Annotated in this window: 24 protein-coding genes; 12 read left to right on the top strand and 12 right to left on the bottom strand. The window is 72.6% G+C overall.

All coding sequences use genetic code 11. The features are described from left to right. Positions 1 to 59: 59 nt before the first annotated feature. Together ACN27G_RS03130 and ACN27G_RS03125 are read right to left on the bottom strand one after the other, a co-directional pair. Entirely contained in the window at positions 60 to 1682 is a 1623-nt protein-coding gene (locus ACN27G_RS03130; protein ID WP_421491271.1) for an acetolactate synthase, read from the bottom strand. Positions 1683 to 1841: 159 nt separating this feature from the next. Next, positions 1842 to 2615 (bottom strand): enoyl-CoA hydratase/isomerase family protein, encoded by a 774-nt coding sequence (locus ACN27G_RS03125; protein WP_421491270.1) that lies wholly within the window; start codon positions 2613 to 2615, stop codon positions 1842 to 1844. 241 nt (positions 2616 to 2856) lie between these two features. Here ACN27G_RS03125 and ACN27G_RS03120 point away from each other — a divergent pair, with 241 nt between their 5' ends. Both ACN27G_RS03120 and ACN27G_RS03115 read left to right on the top strand, forming a co-directional pair. After that, positions 2857 to 3336 (top strand): DUF6232 family protein, encoded by a 480-nt coding sequence (locus ACN27G_RS03120; RefSeq protein WP_421491269.1) that lies wholly within the window; start codon positions 2857 to 2859, stop codon positions 3334 to 3336. Between the two features lie 93 nt (positions 3337 to 3429). Then, complete coding sequence (locus ACN27G_RS03115; RefSeq protein WP_421491268.1) at positions 3430 to 3915, top strand: DUF6232 family protein; 486 nt, start codon at positions 3430 to 3432, stop codon at positions 3913 to 3915. Between the two features lie 124 nt (positions 3916 to 4039). Here ACN27G_RS03115 and ACN27G_RS03110 read toward each other — a convergent pair whose 3' ends face one another. Continuing rightward, complete coding sequence (locus ACN27G_RS03110; RefSeq protein ID WP_421491267.1) at positions 4040 to 4567, bottom strand: hypothetical protein; 528 nt, start codon at positions 4565 to 4567, stop codon at positions 4040 to 4042. A 137-nt stretch (positions 4568 to 4704) separates the two neighbouring features. After that, a complete protein-coding gene (locus ACN27G_RS03105) occupies positions 4705 to 4989 on the bottom strand; it encodes a hypothetical protein (RefSeq protein WP_421491266.1) in 285 nt (94 codons plus the stop codon). 181 nt (positions 4990 to 5170) lie between these two features. Here ACN27G_RS03105 and ACN27G_RS03100 point away from each other — a divergent pair, with 181 nt between their 5' ends. Further along, positions 5171 to 5851 carry a DUF5753 domain-containing protein gene (locus ACN27G_RS03100; protein WP_421491265.1) on the top strand — a complete coding sequence of 227 codons (681 nt, stop codon included), beginning with the start codon at positions 5171 to 5173 and terminating at the stop codon, positions 5849 to 5851. After that, positions 5848 to 6048: a DUF397 domain-containing protein gene (locus ACN27G_RS03095; protein WP_421491264.1), complete on the top strand. Its 201-nt coding sequence runs from the start codon at positions 5848 to 5850 to the stop codon at positions 6046 to 6048. The genes ACN27G_RS03100 and ACN27G_RS03095 overlap by 4 nt, the downstream gene beginning before the upstream one ends. 617 nt (positions 6049 to 6665) lie before the next feature. Here ACN27G_RS03095 and ACN27G_RS03090 read toward each other — a convergent pair. Then, a complete protein-coding gene (locus ACN27G_RS03090) occupies positions 6666 to 7736 on the bottom strand; it encodes a ribokinase (protein ID WP_421491263.1) in 1071 nt (356 codons plus the stop codon). A 207-nt stretch (positions 7737 to 7943) separates the two neighbouring features. On the opposite strand from ACN27G_RS03090, the gene ACN27G_RS03085 reads away from it, so the two are divergent. Together ACN27G_RS03085 and ACN27G_RS03080 are read left to right on the top strand one after the other, a co-directional pair. Beyond that, on the top strand, positions 7944 to 8318 hold the full coding sequence (locus ACN27G_RS03085) for a YciI family protein (protein WP_421491262.1): 375 nt from the start codon (positions 7944 to 7946) through the stop codon (positions 8316 to 8318). Then, the gene (locus tag ACN27G_RS03080) at positions 8311 to 9678 is read left to right on the top strand and encodes an RNA polymerase sigma factor (protein ID WP_421491261.1); all 1368 of its coding nucleotides are present in this window, start codon (positions 8311 to 8313) and stop codon (positions 9676 to 9678) included. Before ACN27G_RS03085 ends, ACN27G_RS03080 begins: the two co-directional genes overlap by 8 nt. 43 nt (positions 9679 to 9721) lie before the next feature. Here ACN27G_RS03080 and ACN27G_RS03075 read toward each other — a convergent pair whose 3' ends face one another. Further along, the gene (locus ACN27G_RS03075; RefSeq protein ID WP_421491260.1) at positions 9722 to 10135 is read right to left on the bottom strand and encodes a YccF domain-containing protein; all 414 of its coding nucleotides are present in this window, start codon (positions 10133 to 10135) and stop codon (positions 9722 to 9724) included. Between the two features lie 58 nt (positions 10136 to 10193). Continuing rightward, positions 10194 to 11093, bottom strand: coding sequence for a ribokinase (locus ACN27G_RS03070; protein WP_421491259.1), 900 nt, complete (start codon positions 11091 to 11093; stop codon positions 10194 to 10196). Positions 11094 to 11260: 167 nt separating this feature from the next. On the opposite strand from ACN27G_RS03070, the gene ACN27G_RS03065 reads away from it, so the two are divergent. Continuing rightward, entirely contained in the window at positions 11261 to 12319 is a 1059-nt protein-coding gene (locus ACN27G_RS03065) for an LLM class flavin-dependent oxidoreductase (protein WP_421491258.1), read from the top strand. A 119-nt stretch (positions 12320 to 12438) separates the two neighbouring features. Here the strand turns inward: ACN27G_RS03065 and ACN27G_RS03060 are convergent, their stop codons facing one another. Both ACN27G_RS03060 and ACN27G_RS03055 read right to left on the bottom strand, forming a co-directional pair. Further along, complete coding sequence (locus tag ACN27G_RS03060) at positions 12439 to 13296, bottom strand: ABC transporter ATP-binding protein (RefSeq protein WP_421491257.1); 858 nt, start codon at positions 13294 to 13296, stop codon at positions 12439 to 12441. A 52-nt stretch (positions 13297 to 13348) separates the two neighbouring features. Beyond that, on the bottom strand, positions 13349 to 14524 hold the full coding sequence (locus tag ACN27G_RS03055) for an ROK family transcriptional regulator (protein ID WP_421491256.1): 1176 nt from the start codon (positions 14522 to 14524) through the stop codon (positions 13349 to 13351). 179 nt (positions 14525 to 14703) lie between these two features. Between ACN27G_RS03055 and ACN27G_RS03050 the strand changes: the two genes are divergently transcribed. Beyond that, a complete protein-coding gene (locus tag ACN27G_RS03050; RefSeq protein WP_421491255.1) occupies positions 14704 to 16191 on the top strand; it encodes a glycoside hydrolase family 3 protein in 1488 nt (495 codons plus the stop codon). Between the two features lie 365 nt (positions 16192 to 16556). On the opposite strand, the gene ACN27G_RS03045 is transcribed toward ACN27G_RS03050, so the two are convergent. Next, positions 16557 to 17237, bottom strand: coding sequence for a GNAT family N-acetyltransferase (locus ACN27G_RS03045; RefSeq protein WP_421491254.1), 681 nt, complete (start codon positions 17235 to 17237; stop codon positions 16557 to 16559). Positions 17238 to 17555: 318 nt separating this feature from the next. Here ACN27G_RS03045 and ACN27G_RS03040 point away from each other — a divergent pair, with 318 nt between their 5' ends. Genes ACN27G_RS03040 through ACN27G_RS03025 form a run of 4 tightly spaced genes read left to right on the top strand, consistent with a single transcriptional unit; the run spans position 17556 to position 21599 of the window. Next, positions 17556 to 20129, top strand: a complete 2574-nt coding sequence (locus ACN27G_RS03040; protein ID WP_421491253.1) for a nitrate- and nitrite sensing domain-containing protein — start codon at positions 17556 to 17558, stop codon at positions 20127 to 20129. Positions 20130 to 20182: 53 nt separating this feature from the next. Then, a complete protein-coding gene (locus ACN27G_RS03035; protein WP_421491252.1) occupies positions 20183 to 20602 on the top strand; it encodes a roadblock/LC7 domain-containing protein in 420 nt (139 codons plus the stop codon). A 9-nt stretch (positions 20603 to 20611) separates the two neighbouring features. After that, the gene (locus ACN27G_RS03030) at positions 20612 to 20998 is read left to right on the top strand and encodes a DUF742 domain-containing protein (protein WP_421491251.1); all 387 of its coding nucleotides are present in this window, start codon (positions 20612 to 20614) and stop codon (positions 20996 to 20998) included. Continuing rightward, positions 20979 to 21599 (top strand): GTP-binding protein, encoded by a 621-nt coding sequence (locus ACN27G_RS03025; protein ID WP_421491250.1) that lies wholly within the window; start codon positions 20979 to 20981, stop codon positions 21597 to 21599. The genes ACN27G_RS03030 and ACN27G_RS03025 overlap by 20 nt, the downstream gene beginning before the upstream one ends. Before the next feature lie 121 nt (positions 21600 to 21720). Here ACN27G_RS03025 and ACN27G_RS03020 read toward each other — a convergent pair whose 3' ends face one another. Together ACN27G_RS03020 and ACN27G_RS03015 are read right to left on the bottom strand one after the other, a co-directional pair. Further along, complete coding sequence (locus tag ACN27G_RS03020) at positions 21721 to 22215, bottom strand: nucleoside-diphosphate kinase (RefSeq protein ID WP_421491249.1); 495 nt, start codon at positions 22213 to 22215, stop codon at positions 21721 to 21723. Between the two features lie 153 nt (positions 22216 to 22368). Then, positions 22369 to 23241 (bottom strand): LLM class F420-dependent oxidoreductase, encoded by an 873-nt coding sequence (locus tag ACN27G_RS03015; protein ID WP_421491248.1) that lies wholly within the window; start codon positions 23239 to 23241, stop codon positions 22369 to 22371. Positions 23242 to 23411 lie beyond the last annotated feature (170 nt).

Here is a 23411-nt window from a genome sequence, read left to right as displayed (position 1 = left end):
GTGTTAGCAGGGGGCCCTTCTACGACAGAAAACGATAAGCAGGGGCCCTTCCTTACACCTCAGGCGAGGTTGGACGAGCGGGGGTAGGCGTCGGCCGGGTCGGTCAGCACGTTGACCAGGTACGGCACTCCGGCGTCGAACGCCCGCTCCAGCGCCGGCCCCAGGTCGGCCGCCTTCGCCACCGTCTCGCCGGCACCGCCGAGCGCGGTCACCACCTGGTCGTAGCGCAGCTCCGGCTGGAGGTCGGCGGCGACGTCGTAGCCGTACATGCCGCGCATCGGGTGCTTCTCCAGGCCCCAGATGCCGTTGTTGCCGACCACGATCACCACCGGCAGGTTCTGCCGGACCAGCGACTCGACGTCCATCAGCGAGAAGCCGGCCGCACCGTCGCCCATCAGCACGCAGATCTGCCGGTCGGGGTAGCTGACCCGGGCCCCCATCGCGTAGCCCATGCCGGTGCCGAGGCAGCCGTACGGGCCGGGGTCGAGCCAGGTGCCGGGCTGGGCGGGTTCGAGGTAGCGGCCGGCGTACGAGACGAAGTCGCCGCCGTCGCCGATGGTGACCGCGTCCGGGGCGAGCACCCGGCGCAGCTCGCCGTAGACCCGGGCCGGCTTGATCGGGTCGCTCTCGGCCGCCATCGCCGCCGCGTCCTTCGCCCGGGCGGCCTCCTCGGCGGTACGCAGCTCGGCGATCCACGACTCGTGGTCGGTCCGGTCGCCGGGGTGCTCGGCGAAGGCGGTGAGGATCAGCCGCAGGTCACCGGCGGGGCAGACCGCCGGCTCGACGTGCCCGGCCCGCTGGGTCGGCGCATCGACCACGTGTACGACCGCGGCGTCGCCGAAGTCGCCGAAGCCGAGCCGGAAGTCGAGCGCGGTGCCGACCACCACGACCAGGTCGGCACCGCCGAGTGCCGCCCGGCGGGCCTTGGCGAAGCCGAGCGGGTGGTTGGGGGGCAGTGCGCCCCGGCCCATCCCGTTGGTGAAGACCGGCACCCGGAGCGCCTCGGCGGCGGCCCGGAGGGCCTCGACGGCGTTACCGGCGTAGACGTCGGAGCCGGCGATCAGGACCGGGCGTTCGGCTGCGGCGATCAGCCGGGCGGCCTTCGCCACCTCGTCCGGGTCCGGCTCGACGGGTGCGATCGCCGGGCCGGCCGGGACGTCGACCTCACCGGTCGAGAAGATCACTTCGAGTGGCAGGTCGAGGAAGACGGGCCCCCGGTGCGGGGTGAGCGCCTCGGTCAGCGCCCCGGCCACCGCGCCCGGTACGTCGTCGGTCGACCAGACCGTGCCGGCGTGCTTGGTCACCGGGGCGACCAGCGGCACGTGGTCGATCTCCTGGAGGCTGCCCGCGCCCCAGCGGAAGGCCGGGGCCCGGCCGCCGAGCACCAGCACCGGGGAGGCGTTGAAGAACGCGCTGGTCAGCCCGGAGATGCCGTTGGTCACCCCGGGGCCGGCGGTGAGCACGGCCAGCCCCGGCCGGCGTTGCAGCTTGGCGACCGCCTCGGCGGCGAAGACGGCCGACTGCTCGTGCCGGACGTCGTAGATCGGAAAGTCGGTACGGTGCGCCGCGTCGTAGAGCGGGAAGACGTGGCCGCCGGAGAGGGTGAACATCTCCGATACGCCGTACGCCCGCAGGGCCGCCAGGGCCAGGTCGCCGCCGTGTCCTTCGATCCGTCCGGTCATCGCCGCTCCCGTCGTACGCCGTGGGTTTCCGCCCGTCGCCGCGTGGTTCTGCTCGCTGCTCCGTGGGGTCGTCGGTGCGAGGTTACCGGCCAGTCACGTAGAACGTGAACAACACGCGCCGGCGGCGGGCCGGCCCGGACTCGGCAGACCGGCCCGGACTCAGCGGCCGGTGAAGTCGGGACGGCGCTTCTCGACGAAGGCGGCCATCCCCTCCCGGCGGTCGTCGGTGGCGAAGAGCGCGGCGAAGAGCTGGCTCTCCCAGGCCAGCCCGGAGGCGAGATCCATCTCCAGCCCGCCGTCGACGGCCAGCTTCGCCGCCCGCAGCGCCTGGGCCGGGCCGGTCAGGTACGGCCGGACCAGCGCCACCGCCTCGGCGTACACCTGGTCGGCCGGGACCACCCGGTCGGCGAGGCCGATCCGGAGCGCCTCGGCAGCGTCGACCATCCGACCGGACATGATCAGATCCTTGGCCCGGGCCGGGCCGACCAGTCGGGCCAGCCGCTGGGTGCCGCCGGCACCGGGGATGATGCCGAGCCTGATCTCCGGCTGGCCGAGCTTCGCGTCCTCGGCGACCACCCGCCAGTCACAGGCGAGCGCGAGTTCGCAGCCGCCACCGAGGGCGTACCCGGTGATCGCCGCCACCACCGGCTTCGGGATCCGGGCCAGCGCACCGAGCGCGCCGGAGAGGTCGGTGGCCCGCGCCGCCATGTCGACGTACGACATGTCGGCCATCTCCTTGATGTCCGCGCCGGCCGCGAAGACCTGCTCCCCGCCGTACACGATGACCGCGCGGACGTCCGGGTCGGCGGAGACCTCGGTGGCGGCGGCGCGCAACTCCTCCTGGACTCCGGTGTTCAGGGCGTTCATCGGCGGCCGGTCCAGCCGGATCGTGCCGATACCCTCGCTGGTCTCCACCCGGACGAAGTCGCCCACAGCCCACCTCCACGTCGAAGTCGCGAGGCCCACCCTAACGGGCGTTCGGAGCCGGAGGTCACCGCCGGGGCCGGCCACGACGGCGTCCCGCCGGGGAGACCGGCGGCGCCGTTTCGGGCGGTGGCACCCGAACGGGTGGTCGACGGTTCCGACCGTCGAGGTGGGATTCGCGCCTTCCGGCGCGGGGTAACCTCGACCAGGTCCAGCTTTTCGAAACACCTCGAACGTCAACCGGGGCGGGATGGTGATGATCACCTACTACGACGACCGACGGGTACGGATCACCTCCAAGGCGATCCGGATCGACGGCCGGTCGTACCCGTTGACCGAGGTCGACCAGGTCTGGCACGTCCGCGGCGGTCGCTCCTGGGGCAACCTCGCCGGCCGGGGTGTGCTGCTCGCCGCCATCGTCGGCCCGCTGGTCGCCGCCGCGCTCGGCCTGTTGATCGCGGTACGCCTGCACACCTCGCTCACCGTCTCCATCGCGATCGTCGGCGCCTCCGTCCTGGTCGGGCTGGCCGTGGCTCCGGTCGCCGACTACCTGCTCGAACACGTCGACCGCACCTACACCCGGGGCGCGTACCGGCGGGAGATCTGGGCACAGTGGCGCGGTGCGCCGGTCCGGCTGCTGACCACCGGTGACGCGCTGCGGTTCGGCCGGATCTACCGGGCCCTGGAACGCGCCGTCGAGCAGGCCAGCGCCAGCCCTGCCCGCCGCTGAACGCGGCGCCGACGCTTCCTCCACGGGAGCTGACCCGAATCCGACTCTTCCCGGCGGTAGCCGGGCGGTCGGTGGGCGCGCTTTGCTGGAACGGTGACGCTCTATTACCGGGACGACACGGTACGGGTAACCTCCGACACCATCCACGTCAACGGGCTCGCTCCGGTGCCGGTCGCCGAGGTGTCGTACGTCTGGCACGCCCGTGCCCGGGGCACGGCCCGGACCCGGGGCCGGCTGCTCGGGCGGGGCGCACTCATCTTCCTGCTGTCGATCCCACCGCTGGTCGCGATGATCTGCGTGCTGGCGCTGGCATATTCGGCACAGGACCGGGGCGAGTGGAAGCTCGCGGCGCTCGTGCTCGCGGTCTGCGTCGTCGGGGCGCTGGCCCTGTATCCGTTCCTGGAACTGCCGCTCTACTGGCTCGACCGATCCTACGAGCGCGGCGTGCGGGTGCAGGAGCTGTGGGTGCAGTACGCCGGCCACGAGGTGCTGCTGCTCCGTACGTCGGACGCGCTGCGGTTCGGCCAGATCTACCGGGCCGTCCAGCGCGCCATCGAGCAGCACAGCCCGGAGGGGTGACCGGAGTCGTCCGCTGGACGAGTCTGCGGGACGACGAGGATGGTTGTTGCCGGGCGACGAGGGTCCGGCGCGGGAGAAGCCGGTCGTCCGGCGTTCTCCCGCGTCCGGCCGTGCTCGGCGGTGGTCAGTCGCAGAGATCCCAGGCGAAGCTGCCGCTGGAGATCCAGACCGAACTGGTGACCGGAGCCCTCGACGGCACGGTGCCGTACCCCTCGAAGCAGATGCCGCCCCAGTTCTGGTGCTGGAAGGTCGCCGAGTAGTTGCAGTTGTTGAAGACCTTGTACGACCGGATCCTGTCGTTCCAGTCGTCGCCCACGTAGGCGATGCCGTAGCCCCCCGTGTCGCACGGGCCGCCGGAGCCGTACACCTTTGTGGACAGCCCCCCGTAGTTGTAGCCCTCGTACCAGACCATGAGCAGGGTGTCGGCCGCGGGTGCGACCAACTGCCCTTCCGAGCCGCTGCATTCGCGGGACAGCACCGGCGACGCGGCGCCGGGCGCCGGGGCGGCGCCGAGCACGATCTGGCACTCCTCCCGCTCGGTCGCCGCACTGCTCGACGGTGCGAAGGCCGTCACCGCCACCGCGACCGCCGCCAGCACGACAGACGCCATCGACGCCAGCCGGAGTGGACGTCGCCACCGGACATTAGTCATGACCGGTTCTCCTTCCTCGTGTGCCTGATGGTCCGTTGACCGCGACCACCGTCACACCGGCCCGCTTCAACCCGGCTTCATACCGGGCTCACGGGCTCACGGTTCGGCGCGAAAGGCAGCGCTCCGAGCGGTGACGGTCAGCTCGCCGGAACCAGGAGGGTGCTGCCGGACCAGTCGATGTCCTCCTCGGCGATGACCTGCGCCGGCTCGCCGTCCTCGTCGAGAAGATCGAGCGAGGCGTAGTAGCGACCGAACCCGTACGGCCCGGCGGTCAGCGTGGCGACCGCCCAGGTCCGCAGGTGCGCGGCCAGTGGCTCCGGCCCCCGGTAGCCCACGTTGACCTCGACGACACCGAGCAGGTCGTACCGCTCGTCGCGGGTGCCGGAGCCGATCAACTGGGAGATGGTGAAGGCGTGCCGCACCGCTGGGTCCTCGAAAACCCACCTGCCTGTTCCGGTCGTCGCTCCCCTTTGCCGTCAGAATTCCACCTGACCAGCATCAACGATGATCGGGTTTATATCAAGGAATGATTGCGAGCCCACCCGCCGGCTACCATCGGTCATCATCCTTGTCCGACTTCCGGTCGACCGGCTGGCCCAGTTCGTGCAGGTCTACGAGATCGACCCCGACGAGGCGGCCGAGCTGGAACGGCTCCGGGTCGCCGCCACCGGACGCGCCTGGTGGCACCAGTATTCGCAGCTCTTCCCGGCCGAGTTTCTGCGGTTCCTCGGCTACGAGGCCGGCGCCGACCAGATCCGTAGCTATCACAGCGAGCTGCTGCACGGTCTGCTGCAGACCGAGGCGTACGCCCGCGCGGTGATGCGCGGCGGCAACACCTACGTGCGGCTCACCGAGGTCAACCGGCGGATCGCCGCCCGGATGGCCCGGCAGGCGCGGCTGACCGGCGACAACCCGATCCGGTTCAGCACCGTGCTCGCCGAGGGCGTGCTGCGGCAGCAGGTCGGCGGGCCGGCGGTGATGCGTGAGCAGCTCCGGCACCTGGTCACCCTGGTCACCGAGCGCCCGGAACAGGTGCAGATCCGGGTGATGCCGTTCACCGTCGGCGCCTATCCGGCCCTCGGCGGACCGTTCCAGATCCTCTCCTTCCCGTCGCCCCGGCTGCCGGAGCTGGTCTGGCAGGAGATCCTGACCTCCAGCGACATCATCGACCAGTCGGACCGGGTCGCCGACTACGTCATCACCTTCGAGGAGACCCTGGAGCGCGCGTTGAGCTCGGACGAGTCGCTGGCGCTGATCCGGCGGATCGCCGAGGAGATGACGTGACCCCTGACGAGCGGACTCCCGAGCGGGACTGGCGCAGGTCCTCCTACAGCTCCGACAACGCGGCCTGCGTCGAGGTGCGGTTCGCGAGCGGGACTGTCGGCGTACGGGACTCGAAGGACTCGGGCGGGCCGCTGCTCGCCTTCGCGGAGCCGGCCTGGTCGCACTTCGTCGCCGGGCTCGGGTCCGCGCCACGCTGACACCGTCGCATCGAGCGTGCCGGCCCCGACCAGCCGTTGCCGTTCGCGACGGGAGCTGCCACGCCACGTTGGAGCGCCGGCCGCGACGAGCCGCTTGGATATGACGTGGGGTGTCGTACCGGTTTCGTAGGGTGCCCGGCATGCCGAGTGCGGAGCATGAGTCCCCGGTGGCCCTGGCGAAGTTGGATCCGGGTCTGGTGGCGTGGTTGTTGACGCATGTGTTCGACGTGAAGGTGCCGGACTATCACCATGCGCGAACGCATGCGACTGATGTGCGGGTGTTGGTGCCGCGGACGTACCACGCGGACGGGATGTTGTTGTTCTGTGATCCGGCGGACCGGCCGTTGCTGGCGGTGGTGGTGGAGATCCAGCGTGGGTGGGATTCGGGGAAGCGGCGGACGTGGAAGTTGTACGTGGCGCCGTTGGAGGACCGTGCTGGAGGGGCGGGGTGTGGCGGTGCCCGCCGAGGTTCGTGAGCGGGTCCTCGCCTGCACCGATCTGGCCCAGCTCGACGCCTGGCTGCGCCGGGCCGGCAACGCCACCACCGTCGACGACGTCATCGACGGATAGGCCGGCACCGCCGGTCAAGTGCCGCCACTGCCGCAATCGGACGAGAATCACGGCTCGAGCCGTCTGCGTAAAGCCACCTGCCCCGGGTGACTCCGCGCGTCGTCGTAGCTCGCTGCGTAGAGGGCGTCGATCTCGTCTCGGGTGGGCAGCGCCGTGGAGGCACCGGGGCGCCGCGCGCAGGCGGCGCCGGCCGCGCAGGCCCAACGCAGCGCCACCCCCACCGCCACCGGGTCGACCGGCCCCCGCCGCTCGACCGGCCCAGGGCGCTCGACCGGCCCACGCCGCTCGACCGGCCCAGGGCGCTCAGCCGGCCGGCGCTGCTCCGCCCAGGCCACCGCGAACGCGCCGGTGAACGCGTCTCCGGCGGCGGTGGTGTCCACCGCCTCGACCGTCGGCGCCTCGACGGTCAGCCGCAGGCCGGACCGGTCGGCGTAGCACGCGCCCCGGGCGCCGAGCGTCAGCACCACCCGGGGGACCTGCTCCAGGAGGGCGTCCAACAGGGCGTCGACGGCGGTGTCGGCACCGAGGCCGGCCACCGTCGCCCCCTCCATCTGGTTGACCACGAGCACGTCGACCGCGTCGAGCAGCTCCGCCGGAAGCGGCCGGGCGGGTGCCGCGTTCAGCACCACCGTCGTACCGGCTTCCCGGGCCCAGCTGGCTGCCCGGGCAACCGCCGACAGCGGCACCTCCAACTGGCAGAGCAGCACGTCCGCGGCTGCCACCGCGGTCCGGTCGTCCGCGTCGAGACTTGTCAGCGCGCCGTTCGCGCCCGGTGCCACCACGATCAGGTTTTCGGCGTCGGCATCGACCGCGATCAGCGCCACCCCGGAGGGGCCGGGCACGCTGCGCAGCCGCCGCAGCTCCACCCCCGCCTCCGCCAGGTTGGCCCGGAGCTGGGCGGCGAAGCCGTCCTGCCCGACCGCGCCGACGAAGTCGCACCGGGCGCCGGCCCGGGCCGCCGCCACCGCCTGGTTGGCGCCCTTGCCGCCGGGAACGGTGCGCAGCGCACCGCCGAGCACCGTCTCGCCGGGCCGGGGCAACGTCGGGGTCGACACCACCAGATCCAGGTTGGTGCTGCCGACCACCACCACCCGAATGTCCGTGGATCCGTCCGTCACTGTTCCTCCCTGCCGCGTCCCGTATCCGCACGAGCCGTCAACAGCTCGTTACAAAAACGTTTCGTCCCTGCTCAGTGTCACTATGATGACGCCGGCAGGCCGGTCCAGAATTCTCCGGTGGCCGTGTCGATCCGGGCGGTCGCCGTTCGTGTAGAGGTGGAGAGGCCGCCGGTACGGTGCCGGCGGCGCCGATCAGGAGGCTCGGACATGCCGCAGTACCTGCTCAGCATCTACCAGGGCGACGGAGGCACACCGGGACCGGAGGTGCTGGACCCGATCATGGAGAACCTGGCGGCCCTGAACCGGGAGATGAAGGCGGCCGGAGCCTGGGTCTTCTCCGCCGGACTGCACCCGGCGAGCAGCGCGACGGTGCTCCGGCCGCGCGACGGCGACGTGCTGATGACCGACGGGCCGTACACCGAGGGCAAGGAGCACCTCGGCGGGTTCACCGTCATCCGGGCCCCCGATCTCGACGCGGCGCTGGAGTGGGGCGGCAGGCTCGCCCGCGCGATCGGCCTGCTGCCGATCGAGGTACGACCGCTGGCCGACGAGGCCGACAGCTGCGATCCGCCCGGTGCCTGAACCTCCCGCCGGCAGACGGGCGACCGCGGCGGAGATCGAACGGGTGTTCCGCGCCGAGTACGGCCGCGCGGTCGCCGTCCTGATCCGTGTCTTCGGCGACATCGACGTCGCCGAGGACGCGGTGCAGGACGCGTTCGCCGCGGCGACCCGGCGGTGGCCCGTCGACGGCACTCCACCGAGCCCGGCCGGCTGGATCATCACCACCGCCCGGAACCGGGCGATCGACCGGCTCCGCCGGGAGGCCTCCCGCCCGGAGCGGCACGCCCGGGCCGCCGCCCTCCTGGAGAGCGCACCGGGCGAGGGAGGTCCCGTGCGGGACGAGCGGCTACGCCTGATCTTCACCTGTTGCCATCCGGCGCTCTCCCCCGCCGCCCGGGTCGCCCTGACGCTACGCCTCCTCGGCGGGTTGACCACCGCGCAGATCGCACACGCCTTCCTCGTGCCCGAGCCGACGATGGCGCAGCGGCTGGTGCGCGCCAAAGGCAAGATCCGCGACGCGCGCATCCCCTACCGGATACCGGTGGAGGCGGACCTGCCCGACCGGCTCCAGGCCGTGCTCGCCGTGCTGTACCTCATCTTCAACGAGGGATACACCGCCAGCTCCGGCGAGCGGCTCGACCGGCCCGACCTTGCCGCGGAGGCGATCCGGCTCGGTCGGCTGCTCGCCGAGTTGATGCCGGACGAACCCGAGGTGCTCGGGCTGCTCGCCCTGATGCTGCTGGTCGAGTCCCGCCGGCCGAGCCGCACCGGCCCGGGGGGCGAGCTCGTCCGCCTCTCCGAACAGGACCGTTCCGGCTGGGACCAGCGACTGATCGCCGAGGGGCAGGCACTCGTACGGCGCTGCCTGCGGCGCGACCGGCCCGGGCCGTACCAGATCCAGGCGGCGATCAACGCGGTGCACAGCGACGCGGCAACCGCCGCCGGGACGGACTGGACCCAGATCGTCCAGCTCTACGACCACCTGCTCGCGCTGGCTCCCAGCCCGGTCGTGGCGCTCAACCGGGCGGTCGCGGTCGCCGAGGTCACCGGGCCGGCCGTAGCGCTGGCCATGGTCGACGACCTCCGATCCGGTGCACCGGGATCCGGCGCCCTCGACACCGGCGCCGCAGGATCCCCCGCTCCCGGCATCGGCGCCGCAGGATCCCCCGCTCCCGGCATCGGCGCTCACGGGTCCGGCGACGTCAGGCTCGGCAACTACCATGTGTTCCACGCGGTCCGGGCCGACCTGCTGCGCCGGCTGGGCCGCTATCCGGAGGCCGCCGCCGCGTACGACGCGGCAGCGGCCCTGACCGGCAACGCCGTCGAGCAGGACTTCCTGCGCCGCAGCCGGGCGTCGTTGCCCCGGCAGGATTCGCCCTGAGAGCACCCGGCGGAGACTCCGGGGGTGTGGGCCCCCGGTCCGGTCAGGCCGGCGCGGCGACTCCCGGGCGGCGCAGGTCGTCGACCTCCACCACCTCGCGGCCGAGCGGCCAGAACGCCGCCGGCACCAGCTTGAAGTTGGCGATGCCGAACGGGATACCGATGATCGTGAGGCAGAGCGCGATCCCGGCGACGATGTGCGCCAGGGCCAGCCACCAGCCGGCCAGCACCACCCAGAGCACGTTGGCCAGCCCCGAGCCGAGTCCGGCGCCGGGCTTGGCCACCAGGGTCCGGCCGAACGGCCAGAGCGAGTAGTAGGCGAGCCGCAGCGCGGCGACTCCGAACGGGATGGTCACGATCAGCACGAAGCAGATCAGCGCCGCAATCCCGTACCCGATGGCGAGGGCGATGCCGCTGCCGAAGATCAGCCAGAGCAGGTTGAGCACGAGTCGCACCATGCTTCCATCCTGCTCCACCGGATCAAGCGGCGGAGAGTTATCGCGCGGCCCGGTCCGGTCACGTGGCGGGGACGTAGAGCGCGTCGATCTCGGCCCGCAGCGGCAACGAGACCGAGGCACCGAGCCGGCGGGCGCAGGCGGCACCGGCAGCGCTCGCCCAGCGCACCGCGTCGACCAGCTCCCGGCCCTCGCCCCAGGCCACCGCCAGGGCGCCGGTGAAGGCGTCACCGGCCGCCGTGGAGTCCACCAGCTCGACCGTGACCGCCGGTACGTGCACGGCGGTGCCGTCCCGGTCGCCGTACCAGGCGCCGTGCCGGCCCAGGGTCAGCACGGCGCGCGGCGCCGTCGCGAGCAGCGCCGCCGGGTTCTCCCGGCCGCAGCCGGTGATCGCCCGTGCCTCCGCCTCGTTGACCACGAGCAGGTCGACCGAGTCCAACAGCTCGACCGGCACCGGCTGGGCGGGAGCCGCGTTCAGCACGACCCGGGTGCCGGCGGCACGGGCGGCACGGGCCGCCGCGGTCACCGTGGCGACGGGAATCTCCAGCTGCGCGACGAGCACGTCCGCCCCGCGTACGGCGGTCAGCTCGTCCTCCGTCAGCCCGGTGAACGCCGAGTTCGCGGCGGGGGTGACCACGACCGTGTTCTCCCCTTCGCCGTCGACGGTGACGACCGCCACCCCGGAGGCGCCGTAGACCACCCTGACCCGCTCGGTGTCCACCCCGGCGGCCGAGATCCGGGCCTTGAGCGTCACGCCGAACGAATCCGAGCCGATCGCGCCGAGCAGAGCCGTGTCGGCTCCGGCCCGGGTGGCCGCGATCGCCTGGTTGGCGCCCTTGCCACCGGTCACCATCACGAAGTCGGTGCCGAAGACGGTCTCACCGGGCTTCGGCAGCGAACCGGTGGTCACCACCAGGTCCATGTTCGCGCTGCCCATGACTACGACCCGTGGCCGGCTCACCGGCGGCACCTCCCGGTTCGGCGACCGCCCGGGAAACTCTGCCGCCTCCCGCTGCGGCCGTCGTGGCCGGGGGCGAGGCTCGGGGCACGGGCGCCGCGCAGTTCAGGTTGGAAAGGGCTTCAGTCTAGAGGCGGCCGTCGTCGGACTCTTCTGGCAGGCTGCCAGGCATGGGAGAGATGCCGGTCGGAGTGATGTACCGCTGTGACACCGCCCCCGAGCAGCTTCCGGCGTACGCCCGGCTGGTGGAGCGGCTCGGCTACGACGAGCTGTGGCTCGTCGAGGACTGCTTCTTCGGTGGTGCGGTCTCCGGCGCCGCCGTCGCCGCGGCGGTGACGGAGCGGCTCAGGATCGGCATCGGCATCCTGCCGGCGGCGTTCCGCAACCCCGCGCTCGCCGCCATGGAGCTCGCCAACCTCGCCCGGCTCTTCCCCGGCCGCATCCTCCCCGGGTTCGGGCACGGGATGCCGGCCTGGGTCCGGCAGGTCGGCGCCGCCCACCCGTCCCCGCTCGCGGCGCTGGAGGAGACGGTCGCGGCGGTACGCGCCCTGCTGGCCGGGAAACGGGTCACCGTCACCGGCCGGCACGCCCGGCTCGACGAGGTGGCGTTGGAGTTTCCGCCGGAGCAGCCGCCCCCGATCTACACGGGCGTACGCGCCGAGAGGTCGCTGCGGCTCTCCGGCCGGGTGGCGGACGGCACGATCCTGGCCGAGGGCGCCAGTCCGGCGTATGTCCGGTGGGCCCGGGGACTTGTCGACGAGGGGCGCCGCGAGGCCGGCCGCACCGACGACCACCGGCTCACCGTCTACGCCCACCTGGACTTCGACGAGGCCCGGGCCAGCGCGCGACGCGAGTTCGCCGCCCAACTCGCGCACGGCTGGGCGCTGCCGCCGGCCGATGCCGACCTGGCCGACGAGATCGCCGGCATGCTGGCCACCACGACCGGCGCCGGCAGCGCCTCACGCCCGACCGGCACCTCCGCCGGGGCTGCCACCGGGCCGGCCACCGGGGCAGCTGCGCTGGCGGTAGCCCTTCCCGAGCACTATCTCGACCGGTTCACCACGGCCGGCACCGCCGAGCAGTGCGCGGCGTCGGTGATCCGGCTCCGGGAGGCGAGCGCGGACGCGGTGGTCTTCGTCCCGCCCCGCGACGCCCAGCTCGCGGTGGCCCAGATCACCCTGGCGGCCGAGACCCTGCTTCCCATGATCCGAGCCGCCACCACCCGCTGAGCTCCGGGAGATCCCACGTTTCGCCAGGCAGCCCCGCCCAGGCCGGCCCGGCGGGCGGCGACGGGGCGGGAGCGGGGGCAGGGCCGGGGCAGGGGCGGGAGCGAGGGCTTGGCGGTGAGTCAGGCGGCGCGGGCCGTGAAGCGGTCGCCGGAGCGCTCCACCACCAGCGGCACGCCGAACGTCTTGGAAAGGTATTCACCGGTGACCGTCCCGGCGAGCGGTCCCCGCGCCACCACACCGCCCTCGCGGAGCAGCAGGGCGTGGGTGAAACCCGACGGGATCTCCTCCACATGGTGGGTGACCAGCACCATCGCCGGAGCGTCCGGGTCGTGGGCCAGGGCGGCGAGCCTTGCCACCAGGTCCTCCCGGCCGCCGAGGTCGAGCCCGGCCGCCGGCTCGTCGAGCAGCAGCAACTCGGGGTCGGTCATCAACGCGCGGGCGATCTGGGTCCGCTTCCGCTCACCCTCCGAGAGGGTTCCGTACGCCCGGTCGGCGAGGCCCAGCACGCCGAACTGGTCGAGAAGGGCGTTGGCGCGCGTCTCGTCCATCTCGTCGTACCGCTCCCGCCAGCGGCCGACCACCGCCCAGGCGGCGGTCAGCACCACGTCGCGGACCCGCTCGCCGGTCGGGACCCGTTCGGCCAGCGCGGCGGTGCTCAACCCGATCCGGGTACGCAGCTCGGTCAGGTCGGTACGCCCGATCCGCTCGCCGAGCGTGTGCACCAGACCGGTGGTCGGGTGCAGCCGCCCGGAGATCAGGTTGAGCACGGTGGTCTTTCCCGCGCCGTTGGGGCCGAGGACCACCCAGCGCTCGTCCGGCCGGACCCGCCACGTCACGTCGTGCAACAGGGCGGCACCGGAACGCGACACCCCGACCTGGTGAAAGTCGATCACGACGTCCGGTGGCACCGGTGCCGGCGAACCGGAGTCGGGGCCGGAGGCAGAGTCGGCGGAGACGGAAACCGGATCATCACGCACCCGACCATCCAACCACGCAGCGCCGGACGCACGGCGAGCAGCATCCGGACGGTCAGCCGAGGGTGGAGCCGAACACCTCGTCCCGGACGGCGTCGAGCGCCACCCGGAGGGCGCCGCGCAGCACCGGTTCCTCGGTCAGCTCGGTGGGCACCACCCGGGGCGTGACCAGCGTGATCGCCGCGACCTCGTGCTGCACCCGCTCGGCCAGCGCGGTGCCGCCGGCCTGGCCGACCTCGCCGGCGAGCACCACCAGCGGCGGGTCGAGCACCACGCAACTGCCGGCCACCCCGAGCGCGAGCCGGCGGGCAACCTCGTCGAGCACGGGCCCGCCCTCGGTGCCGGCGGCGATGGCGGCCCGGATCGCGTCCGCCGCCGTACCGGCCCGGAAGCCGTGCTCCCGGGCCACCGCGCGTACCGCGTCGGAGCCGGCGATCTGACCGAAGGCCGGCTTCGCCCGCCGGGAGGCGTCCCGGGGAATGGGCGCGCCGGGCACCGGCAGGTAGCCGATCTCGCCGGCCGCGCCGGTGCTGCCGTGGTGCAGCCGGCCGTTCAGCACGATGGCCAGGCCGACGCCGACGCCGAGCCAGACCAGCACGAAGTCCTCGACACCGCGCGCCGCGCCGGACTCCGCCTCGGCGACCGCGGCCAGGTTGACGTCGTTCTCGAAGACCACCGGGGTGTGCAGGTCCTCGCGGAGCGCGGCGAGCAGACCCCGGTGCCAGCGCGGCAGGTTGAACGCGAAGGTGATGTCGCCGGTGGCCGGGTCGACCAGGCCGGGTGTGCCGAGCACCACCCGGCGTACGGTGGCCAGCTGGGCTCCGGCGTCGCTCGCCGCCTGGACCACCGCGTTGTGCACCACGCCCACCGGATCGTCGGTGTCCCGGGTGGACTGCTCCACCCGACCCGTCACCTCGCCGGTGATGTCGGCGCAGGCCGCCACCACCCGGTCCGACTCGACGTCGACCCCGACAACGTGCGCGGTCCCCGGCCGTACGGCATAGAGCTGCGCGTTCGGGCCGCGCCCGCCGGCCTGCTCGCCGACCCGGCTGACCAGTCCCCGCTCCTCCAGGCGTTCCACGAGCTGGGAAGCAGTGACCTTGGACAACCCCGTCAACTCGCCCAACTGCGCCCGGGTGAGCGGCCCCCGCTCGAGCAGCAGCTCCAGCGCCGCGCGGTCGTTGAGCGCGCGGAGCAGGCGCGGTGTACCAGGTAGCCGGGTGCTTGCCATGCAGTGTCCCTCTTCTTTAAGAAGCTTTCTTAATAGCTAAGCTAACCTTCGGAGGAGTAGCCGTAGCGTAATGGGCCGGCGAGCCGGGAGTGCTAAGCCGATCCGGTAACGCTGGGCCACGAGATGGTCCAGCTCGATGCGACACTCGGACCCGGGAAAAGGGCCGAAGGGGGAGAGACGTGCCGACCGATCCAGGAATCCGCCGGCTGGCGCTGGGTACGCTGCTCGCCGCCTTCCCCGGCACCACCCCACCCGGCTGGGCGCTCGACCTGCTCGCCGAAGGGCTGGCCGGGCACACCCTCTTCGGCCGCAACATCGAGCACCCCGACCAGGTCGCCGCCACCACCGCCGCGCTGCGGCAGGCCCGGCCGGACGTGCTGATCGCGATCGACGAGGAGGGCGGCGACGTCACCCGGCTGGCGCACGCCACCGGCAGCCCGTACCCGGGCAACGCCGCGCTCGGCCGGGTGCACGACGTCGCGCTGACCGGACGGGTCTACCACGCCATCGGCAACGACCTGCTGGCGGTCGGGATCAATGTCGACCTCGCACCGACGGTCGACGTCAACACCGCCGACGACAACCCGATCATCGGCACCCGGGCCTTCGGCGCCGACCCGGACCGGGTCGCCGAGCACGCCGCCGCCGCGGTCGCCGGGCTCCAGTCCGCCGGTGTGGCCGCCTGTGCCAAGCACTTCCCCGGGCACGGCGCGACGATCGCCGACTCCCACCTCGAACTGCCCACCGTGGACGTACCGGTGGAGCTGCTGCGCCGCCGCGACCTGCCACCCTTCGCGGCCGTGATCGGCGCGGGCGCCAGGGCGATCATGACCGCGCACATCCGGGTGCCCGCGCTCACCGGCGACGCACCGGCGACCTTCAGCCCCGCCGTCCTCGGCGACCTGCTGCGCGGAGAGTACGGCTTCACCGGCGTGGTGCTGACCGACGCGCTGGAGATGCAGGGCGCGGCGGTGGCCGCCGGCGGCATCGGGCCGGGTGCCGTCCGGGCCCTGGCCGCCGGCGCGGACCTGCTCTGCATCGGCGCCCAGGTCGACGCCGACCTGGTCGAGCTGGTGGTCGCCGAGATCGTGGCCGCGCTGGGCGACGGCCGCCTCGCCCTCGACCGGGTCGAGCAGGCCGTGGAGCGCACCGCCGCGCTCGCCGCGTGGACCCGGGCCGCCGCACCGGTCCGGGCCGCCGGCACCGATCCCGGGTACGCCGCCGCGCGGGAGGAGTCCGCGGAGGCGGCCCGGACCGCCGCACGGCGGGCGGTCAGGATCGAGGGCAGCGTCGACGGGCTCGGTGCGCCCCTCGTGGTGCAGCTCTTCGCCGCCTCCACCATCGCCGAGGGCCGGGTGCCGTGGGGGCTCGGACCACACCTGAACGGCACCGAACAGCTCCGGGTCGTGGCGGCGGAGACCGACCCGGCGGTGCTGCGGGACCGGGCCGCCGGGCGGCCGATCGTGCTGGTCGGCCGCCATCTGCACCGGCTGCCGGGCGGGCCCGAGCTGATCGAGACGCTGGCCGCCGGCCACCCGGTGACCGTGGTCGAGATGGGCTGGCCCTCCGCGTGGCGACCGGCGGGCGTACGCGCCTTCGTCACCACCTACGGCGCCAGCCACGCCAACGGCCGCGCCGCCGCCGAAGCCCTCCGCCTCACCACCTGACGCCCAGCCGTCGCTCCGATCTGGACCGTCTCAACGTGGTCCAGGCGTAGCCGGCGTCGCGTGAACGCGTTCCGTTCGAGGAGCCGACCGGGCCACGTCCGAGCGGAGAACGCATTACCGCAGGTTACATATCTTGATCGTTGTCCGCGCGGATCCACCGAACGGGCACGTCGGACGGGTCCGCCGCAGGCTTGTCGGGGCCGCAGGCGATACGTAGCGTTACCGGAACCGCGAGCCCGCGTCACGGCGTGGACCTCGGCCTGGGAGAGGACGCGGACCGTGGACCCCGGGGGCGCGGGTCCACGGTCCGCGGCTCCACGCTCACCGCGCCGAGGGTCGGCGGATGACCGGCCGGAGCGGCGACCTCACCCGGGTGTCGGCTGGTCCCGCTTCATCAGGCCGTAGGCGGACCAGCCACGGTCGTCGAAGCCGGCCGCCCGGGCGACCCGGGCCGAGGCGACGTTGCCCGGGTCGTGCAGGTACGTCGGCACGGCACCCTCGTCCAGCACCCGCCGCGCCGCCTGGGCCACCAGCCGACGCGCCAGTCCACGCCCCCGCCCGGCCGGTTCGGTGCCGACGGCGAGTTCGTGCCCGTAACCGTCGTGCCGTTTGACGCCCACCCCGGCGAGATAGGCTCCGGCGGAATCCCGCATCACCAGCACATCGCCACCGAACGGCCGCAGCCATGGCGGCACCATCGGATCCCCGGCGTCGACCCACTCACCGCCGTCGGGCAGCGGTGCCGGGGCGAGCGTGTAGCGGAACACCGCCCGGTAGCCCGACCAGCCCGGCAGGCCCAGCGCGGCGGGCAGCGCGGAGAGCAGCGCCGCGATCGGCCGGGGTCGCAGCGCCCGTACCGCGGCGACCCGGGCCGGTGGCACGGAGAGTACGGCCCCGTGCGGGCTGCCGACCCCCACGACCGGATGCGGCTGCCCGTCCCAGCCGGGTTGGACCCGGCGCTCGGAGCCGACCACGTCCAGACCCCCACCGGCGGGCCACTGGCCGAGCCAGGTCACCAGATGGTGGTGCAGCCGCCGGTCGACCATCCACCGCCCCCGATCAACCTTTGGCCCGGAAGAGAGCAATCCGGGTAACTCAATCTCAACGGAGGTTATCAATGGATACCGACCCAGGGCGGGGCGCGTCGGCCGTCGCGCCGCACAGGCAACGCCTGTCAGCAGGCCAACCGCGCGGTACGGGCCAAAAAGGTGATCTTCGTCTAAACCGGGGGTTGAGGCATCACACCGGGCACTGCTAGCGTGCGCCGGGTACTCAAAGATCGTGGATGCGACCCAGGGTGCCCGCGACACCAGAAACCTGGTGAGTAGTCGATCAATCGCCTTCGACCGGTACGGGACGGTGTAATGGGCTTTCCTGCTTCGCGCCTGCGTACCAAAGTCGTCGCCCTGCTGCTCACCCTGCTCGCGCTCTGGGCGTTCGGCGCGTGGGTCACCCTCCGCGACGGGCTCAACCTGGTCTGGGTGCAGACTCTCGACGCCCAGGTGTACGCGCCGACCGAGCCACTGATCCTGCACCTGCAGGACGAGCGCCGGCTCTCCCTCGGCTACCTGGGGGCCCCGCAGGCGCCGCCCCGGGAATCCCTGGAGGTGGAGCGCCGCAGGGTCCGGGCGGATGTGACGACCTTCCGGGCGGCGGCCCAGACCTGGTTCGCCAAGCTGGCGGCCCGACCCGAACTCGATCGGCGGGTCGCCCGGGCACTTGTCGAACTGGACGGACTGGCCGCCGTACGGGAGGCGATCGACGCCCGCCGCATCGACCGGCAGACCGCCGCGCAGGCGTTCACCGAGGCGATCGGATCGATCTTCCGGGTCTACGGCTCGCTCGGCAACCTGGACGCCGGTGACGTCGACCGCCGCGCGGAGAACCTGATCAGGTTCACCAGGGCGCGCGAGCTCGCCTCCCAGGCGGACGCGCTGCTCACCGGCGCGTACGCCGCCAACCGGATCAGCGAGTCCGAACACGCCCAGGTGATCCAGCTGATCGGCGCCGAGCGACTGATCGCGGACGAGGCGGTCGCCGAGCTGCCCCAGGCCGACCAGGACCGATACCGCCAGGCACTCCGTGCGGGGCCGGTCGCCGTTCTCCGTGCCGTCGAGGACCGGATCGTCCAGGAAGGACGCCCGAACGGCCGCCCCGCGGTCCCGGCCGACGAGTGGCGCGGCACGGTCGACCCCGGGCTGGCCGAACTGCTCCGGTTGCAGGTCGCCGGCGGTGACGAGTTGGTCCGGGCGGACGCCCCAGGCGCGATCGGCATCGTGGTCCGGATGCTGGTCATGTTCTTCCTCGGGCTCGCCGCCGTCATCATCTCGATGAACACCGCGCGCTCGATGGTCCGCCAGCTCGAACGGCTCCGCCTGGCGGCGCTCAGGCTCGCCAACGAGCGGCTGCCGGACCTGGTCGCCCGGCTCGGCCGGGGTGAACCGGTCGACATCGACAAGGAGGCGCCACCGCTCACGGTCGGCCCGGACGAGATCGGGCAGGTGGCCCACGCGTTCAACGTCGCACAGGAGACCGCCGTACGCATCGCCGTGGAGCAGGCCCAGTTGCGCCGGGGCGTCCGGGACATCTTCCTCAGCCTGGCCCGGCGTACGCAGGCGCTGATCCACCGGCAGCTCACCCTGCTGGACACGATGGAGCGGCGGGAGAACGACCCGGAGGAGCTGGAGGACCTGTTCCGGGTGGACCACCTCGCCACCCGGATGCGCCGCAACGCGGAAAACCTGATCGTGCTCTCCGGGGCGACGCCGGGCCGGGCCTGGCGACGGAACGTCCCGATGATCGACGTCCTGCGTGGCGCGGTGGCCGAGGTCGAGGACTACGCCCGGGTCAGCGTGCTGCCGGTCGGTGCCGTGGACCTCGCGGGCCGGGCCGTCGGTGACGTGATCCACCTGATCGCCGAGCTGATCGAGAACGCGCTCTCCTTCTCGCCCCCGCAGACCGACGTGCACGTCGGCGGCCAATTGGTCGCCAACGGCTTCGCGATCGAGATCGAGGACCGCGGTCTGGGCATGAGCGCCGAGGATCGGGCCGCCGCCAACGAACGGATCGCCACCCAGCACGAGTTCACCCACATCGGCGGTGCCGCCCAACTCGGCCTCTACGTGGTCAGCCGGCTCACCGAGCGGCACGGCATCCGGGTCCGGTTGAAGGACTCGCCGTACGGCGGGATCACCGCCGTGGTGCTGATCCCGATCGCCCTGATCACGGACCGCAGCGCGGAGGGCGAGCCCGCCGCCGGGTCGATGCCGGTCGAGCGGCTGGCGGCGAGCGCGATCGGGGGAAACCTCCGGCGACCGCCCGGCCAGGAGCCCGGCCGCCTGCCGGACCAGGAGCCCGGCGGCCGGCCCGACCGGGAGCCGGCACACGCCGCCGGGTGGGAGCCGGGGCACGCGTCGGGGCAGGACCCGGGGCGTCATCCGGGCCGGGACCCGGTTCGAGGGTCGGCACGGCACCCGGAGCGCGACGCCGCCGGGGAGCCGGCGCAGGGGTCGCGATGGGATGCCGGCCGCAGGTCGGAGCGGGTCGCCACCGGGTCGACGAATGCGCTGGAGGGCATCGCACCGGCCGACCCGGCAGCAGCGGCGGCCCGCACAGGCTTTTCGCCCGCCCGGGGATCGGCCCCGGCAGGCCCGGGAACATCCCCGACGAGCGCCGGATCGACAGTCACGAGCGGATCAGCCTCGCTGACCCGGTCCGGCCTGCCGGTCCGGGTGCGGCAGGCGAACCTCGCCCCCGCCCTGCGGGACGGTGGCGAGCGGACCGAACCGGAGCCGGCCGAGGAACACACTCCCCGGACTCCCGAGCAGATCCGCCGGATGATGAGTTCCTATCAATCGGGTACCCGGCGCGGACGGTCCAGCGCCGTACCCCCGCTGGACGACGGTAGCGGCGCCGGGGCGGCTCCGCCCGAGGCCTGACCGGCCACGTCTGGCGAGATGGCGATATCACCGGCAGAGAAAGGGACGAACCCGTGCAGAAAACAGCGTCCAACCTCGACCTGACCTGGCTCCTCGACGATCTGGTCGGCCGGGTGAAACAGACCCGGCACGCGATCCTGCTCTCCGTCGACGGACTGCTGATGGCTTCGTCGCGCGAGATCGACCGGGACGACGCGGAACATCTGGCCGCGGTGGCGTCGGGCGTGCAGAGCCTGGCCCGGGGCGCCGGAAGGAGATTCGGCGGTGGGCCGGTACAACAGACGATCATCGAGATGCGCTCGGCGTTTCTCTTCGTCACCGCCGCCGGGCACGGCGCCTGTCTCGCCGTACTCGCCGCCGAGGACGCGGACGTGGGGCTGATCGCGTACGAGATGGCCATGCTGGTGACCCGGGCCGGCAAGTACCTGGCCTCCAGCACCCGGACACCCGACGCACCGGTCCACCGGCAGTGAGCCCCGGCGATGACCGAGAACGAGGAACCTCCGGAAATCCACTGGGTCGACGACCACGCCGGCCCGGTGGTCCGGCCCTACGCGGTGACCCGGGGTCGGGCCCGGCCGGTGAGCGGCAAGTTCGACCTGATCTCACAGGTCAGCACGGCGCGGACGATCTCCTCCCGGGATGTCGGGCTCGGGCCGGAGCACCTGGCGATCGTCGCGCTCTGCCGGCGGCGGCTCTCCGTCGCCGAGGTCGCGGCACATCTGGACCTTCCTCTCGGGACCATCCGGGTACTCCTCGGCGACCTCCTGGAACACCGGCTCGTCCGGGTGGCCGAGCCGCGGCCGGCGCCGGTCCTGACCGATGACAGCATCTTCGAACAGGTGATCAATGGACTACGCGCACTCTGACGGTGTCGACCGGACCGGGACGTCCCCGGACCGGATGCCGACCGCCGTCAAGATCTTGATCGCCGGAGGTTTCGGCGTCGGCAAGACCACCCTGGTCGGCGCGGTCAGCGAGACCCGGCCGCTGCGCACCGAGGAGGTCCTCACCGAGGAGGGGCACAGCGTCGACGACCTCTCCGGCGTCGAGACGAAGACCACCACCACGGTGGCGATGGATTTCGGCCGGATCAGCATCACCGACGACCTGGTGCTCTATCTCTTCGGCACTCCCGGACAGGACCGGTTCTGGTTCGTCTGGGACGAACTGGCGCTGGGTGCGCTCGGCGCGGTGGTGCTCGCCGACACCCGCCGATTGGCCGACTGCTTCCCGTCGGTCGACTATTTCGAGAAGCACGGCACGCCGTTCGTCGTGGCGGTGAACTGCTTCGACGGCGCCCGGCGCTATGAGCTCGACGAGGTCACCCAGGCGCTGAGTCTCGATCCGGGTGTACCCGTCGTGCTCTGTGACGCCCGGTCACGAAAGTCCGGCAAGGAGGTGTTGATCGCGGTGGTCGAGCACGCCATGCGCAGCCACCGTGCCGTGACGGCGGCCAGCGCCGGCTGACCCGCGGCCCCGGGTGGTCCCGACCACCCAGCCGCGTGCCTCGTCCGCGACGGCGCGGACGAGGCACGGAAGGGCGGAACGCGGTCGAGGCGGACCCGGGGCGGGTAGCGCGAGGGCTCCGTCAGAAGACGTAGCGCTCGGCGGTGCCCTGGTAGTCGAACTGCTCGTCGTCGCCGAACCAGAGCTCCGACTCGTACTTCGCCTCGTCGACGCTGCCCGAGGCGTGCACCAGGTTGGCGACGGCCTTGCCGCTCGACTCCGCGTACGCCTTGGACATGTGGGCGAAGTCGCCCCGGATGGTGCCCGGCGCCGCCTGGCCGGGGAAGGTCGGTCCGATCATGCGGCGGACGTTGGCCACCGCCTCGACCCCCTCCAGCAGGAGCGCCACCACCGGCCCTTGCTGCATGTAGGCGGCGGTGGCCGCGTAGACGCCCTCACCGAACCGCTCCTCCAGGTCGAAGTAGTGCCGGCGGGTGAAGTCCGCGTCCAGCTGCCTCATCTTGAGGCCGACGATCTTGAGGCCGGCGTCCTCGAACCGCTGCACCAGCCGGCCGGTCAGCCCGCGCGCCACCGCGTCGGGCTTGAGCAGGACAAGAGTACGTTCCAAGGCCGCCACCGGCGCCCCTCCTCGATCATCTGGTCGGGCCCGGGAACCGGACGCCGCGGGTCGGGAAAGCCGTCCGGCGTCGCTCCCGCGACAGGCCGCTGAGATCAGGATAGTAACCGGCCGAGGCGGACCGGTTCGGCGCTACCGCCCGGGCGGTAGCGCTCAGAACTCCCGCACCACCGGGATGACGTCGGCGCCGATCCGCTCCAGCACGTCCAGCCGGGGCAGCTGCGGTACGGCGCCGATGGCCATGTCGAAGCCGAGCTCGCTCAGCCGGCGCAGCTCGTCGATCAGCTCGCTCGTCTTCTCGCCGTTCTCCCCGACGTCCATGAACTGGTAGACCGTCTTGGTGATGGTGTCGTAGTCGCGCCCCTCCCGCTCGCAGTGCTCCCGCAGCACCGTGAGCTTGTGCGCCAGCTCCGGGCTGTTGAACAGGTTGCACGCCTGGGCGTACCTGGCGACCAGCCGCAGGGTCTTCCTCTCCCCGCCTCCGCCGATCATGATCGGCGGGTGCGGCCGGGACAGCGACTGCGGCGAGTTGAGCAGGCGCTCGGCCCGGACGTGCCGGCCGCGGAACGGTCCGTCGTCGTCGGACCACATCTGGAGCAGGAACCGCAGGGTCTCCTCGAGCAACTCGAAGCGCTCGGCGAGCGGCGGGAACGGGAAGCCGAGCCCGCGCGACTCCTCCTCGTTCCAGCCGGCCCCGATGCCGAGCATCGCCCGCCCGCCGGAGAGAACGTCCAGGGTCGTCAGGATCTTCGCGAGCAGGCCCGGCGGCCGGTGGTGCGCCCCGGTGACCAGGGTCAGCAGGGTGGCCCGCTCGGTGTGTGCGGCGAGAAACCCGAGCGTGGTGTACGCCTCCAGCATGTCGGCCTCGCTCGGACCGACCGCCGGGATCTGGAAGTAGTGGTCCATCACGGCGACGCAGTCGAAGCCGACCCGATCTGCCGTCCGGGCCACGGCGGCCAGGTCGGCGCCGAGCTCGGCCGGACCGTTCGGCCAGGTGAAATTGGGGATCTGTAGGCCAAGCCGCATCGGGCCTCCGCCTCCTCCGGCAGGTTGGCAACTGTCGATCGGGACGATCTGCCGCCACCCTAACCGCGCGGCGCCGGATCGCCGGACCGACACCCGAATCAACCGCTCTCCGAAGCCGGCTCGGCCCGACCAGTCGTCCCGGGATTCCTGGATCACGGGGGTTCCCGTCG

It is taken from the genome of Plantactinospora sp. WMMB334, assembly GCF_049179095.1.
In the GTDB taxonomy this organism is placed as follows: domain Bacteria; phylum Actinomycetota; class Actinomycetes; order Mycobacteriales; family Micromonosporaceae; genus Plantactinospora.
This window is presented reverse-complemented; position numbering and strand designations above follow the sequence as displayed.

Coding starts and splice junctions, on each gene's coding strand:
- ACN27G_RS03040 (WP_421491253.1), top strand. CDS start 17,556: ATGGGCTTTCCTGCTTCGCGCCTGCGTACCAAAGTCGTCGCCCTGCTG.
- ACN27G_RS03110 (WP_421491267.1), bottom strand. CDS start 4,567: ATGACTAATGTCCGGTGGCGACGTCCACTCCGGCTGGCGTCGATGGCG.
- ACN27G_RS03075 (WP_421491260.1), bottom strand. CDS start 10,135: ATGGTGCGACTCGTGCTCAACCTGCTCTGGCTGATCTTCGGCAGCGGC.
- ACN27G_RS03120 (WP_421491269.1), top strand. CDS start 2,857: ATGGTGATGATCACCTACTACGACGACCGACGGGTACGGATCACCTCC.
- ACN27G_RS03130 (WP_421491271.1), bottom strand. CDS start 1,682: ATGACCGGACGGATCGAAGGACACGGCGGCGACCTGGCCCTGGCGGCC.
- ACN27G_RS03065 (WP_421491258.1), top strand. CDS start 11,261: ATGGGAGAGATGCCGGTCGGAGTGATGTACCGCTGTGACACCGCCCCC.
- ACN27G_RS03055 (WP_421491256.1), bottom strand. CDS start 14,524: ATGGCAAGCACCCGGCTACCTGGTACACCGCGCCTGCTCCGCGCGCTC.
- ACN27G_RS03045 (WP_421491254.1), bottom strand. CDS start 17,237: ATGGTCGACCGGCGGCTGCACCACCATCTGGTGACCTGGCTCGGCCAG.
- ACN27G_RS03030 (WP_421491251.1), top strand. CDS start 20,612: ATGACCGAGAACGAGGAACCTCCGGAAATCCACTGGGTCGACGACCAC.
- ACN27G_RS03015 (WP_421491248.1), bottom strand. CDS start 23,241: ATGCGGCTTGGCCTACAGATCCCCAATTTCACCTGGCCGAACGGTCCG.
- ACN27G_RS03085 (WP_421491262.1), top strand. CDS start 7,944: ATGCCGCAGTACCTGCTCAGCATCTACCAGGGCGACGGAGGCACACCG.
- ACN27G_RS03025 (WP_421491250.1), top strand. CDS start 20,979: ATGGACTACGCGCACTCTGACGGTGTCGACCGGACCGGGACGTCCCCG.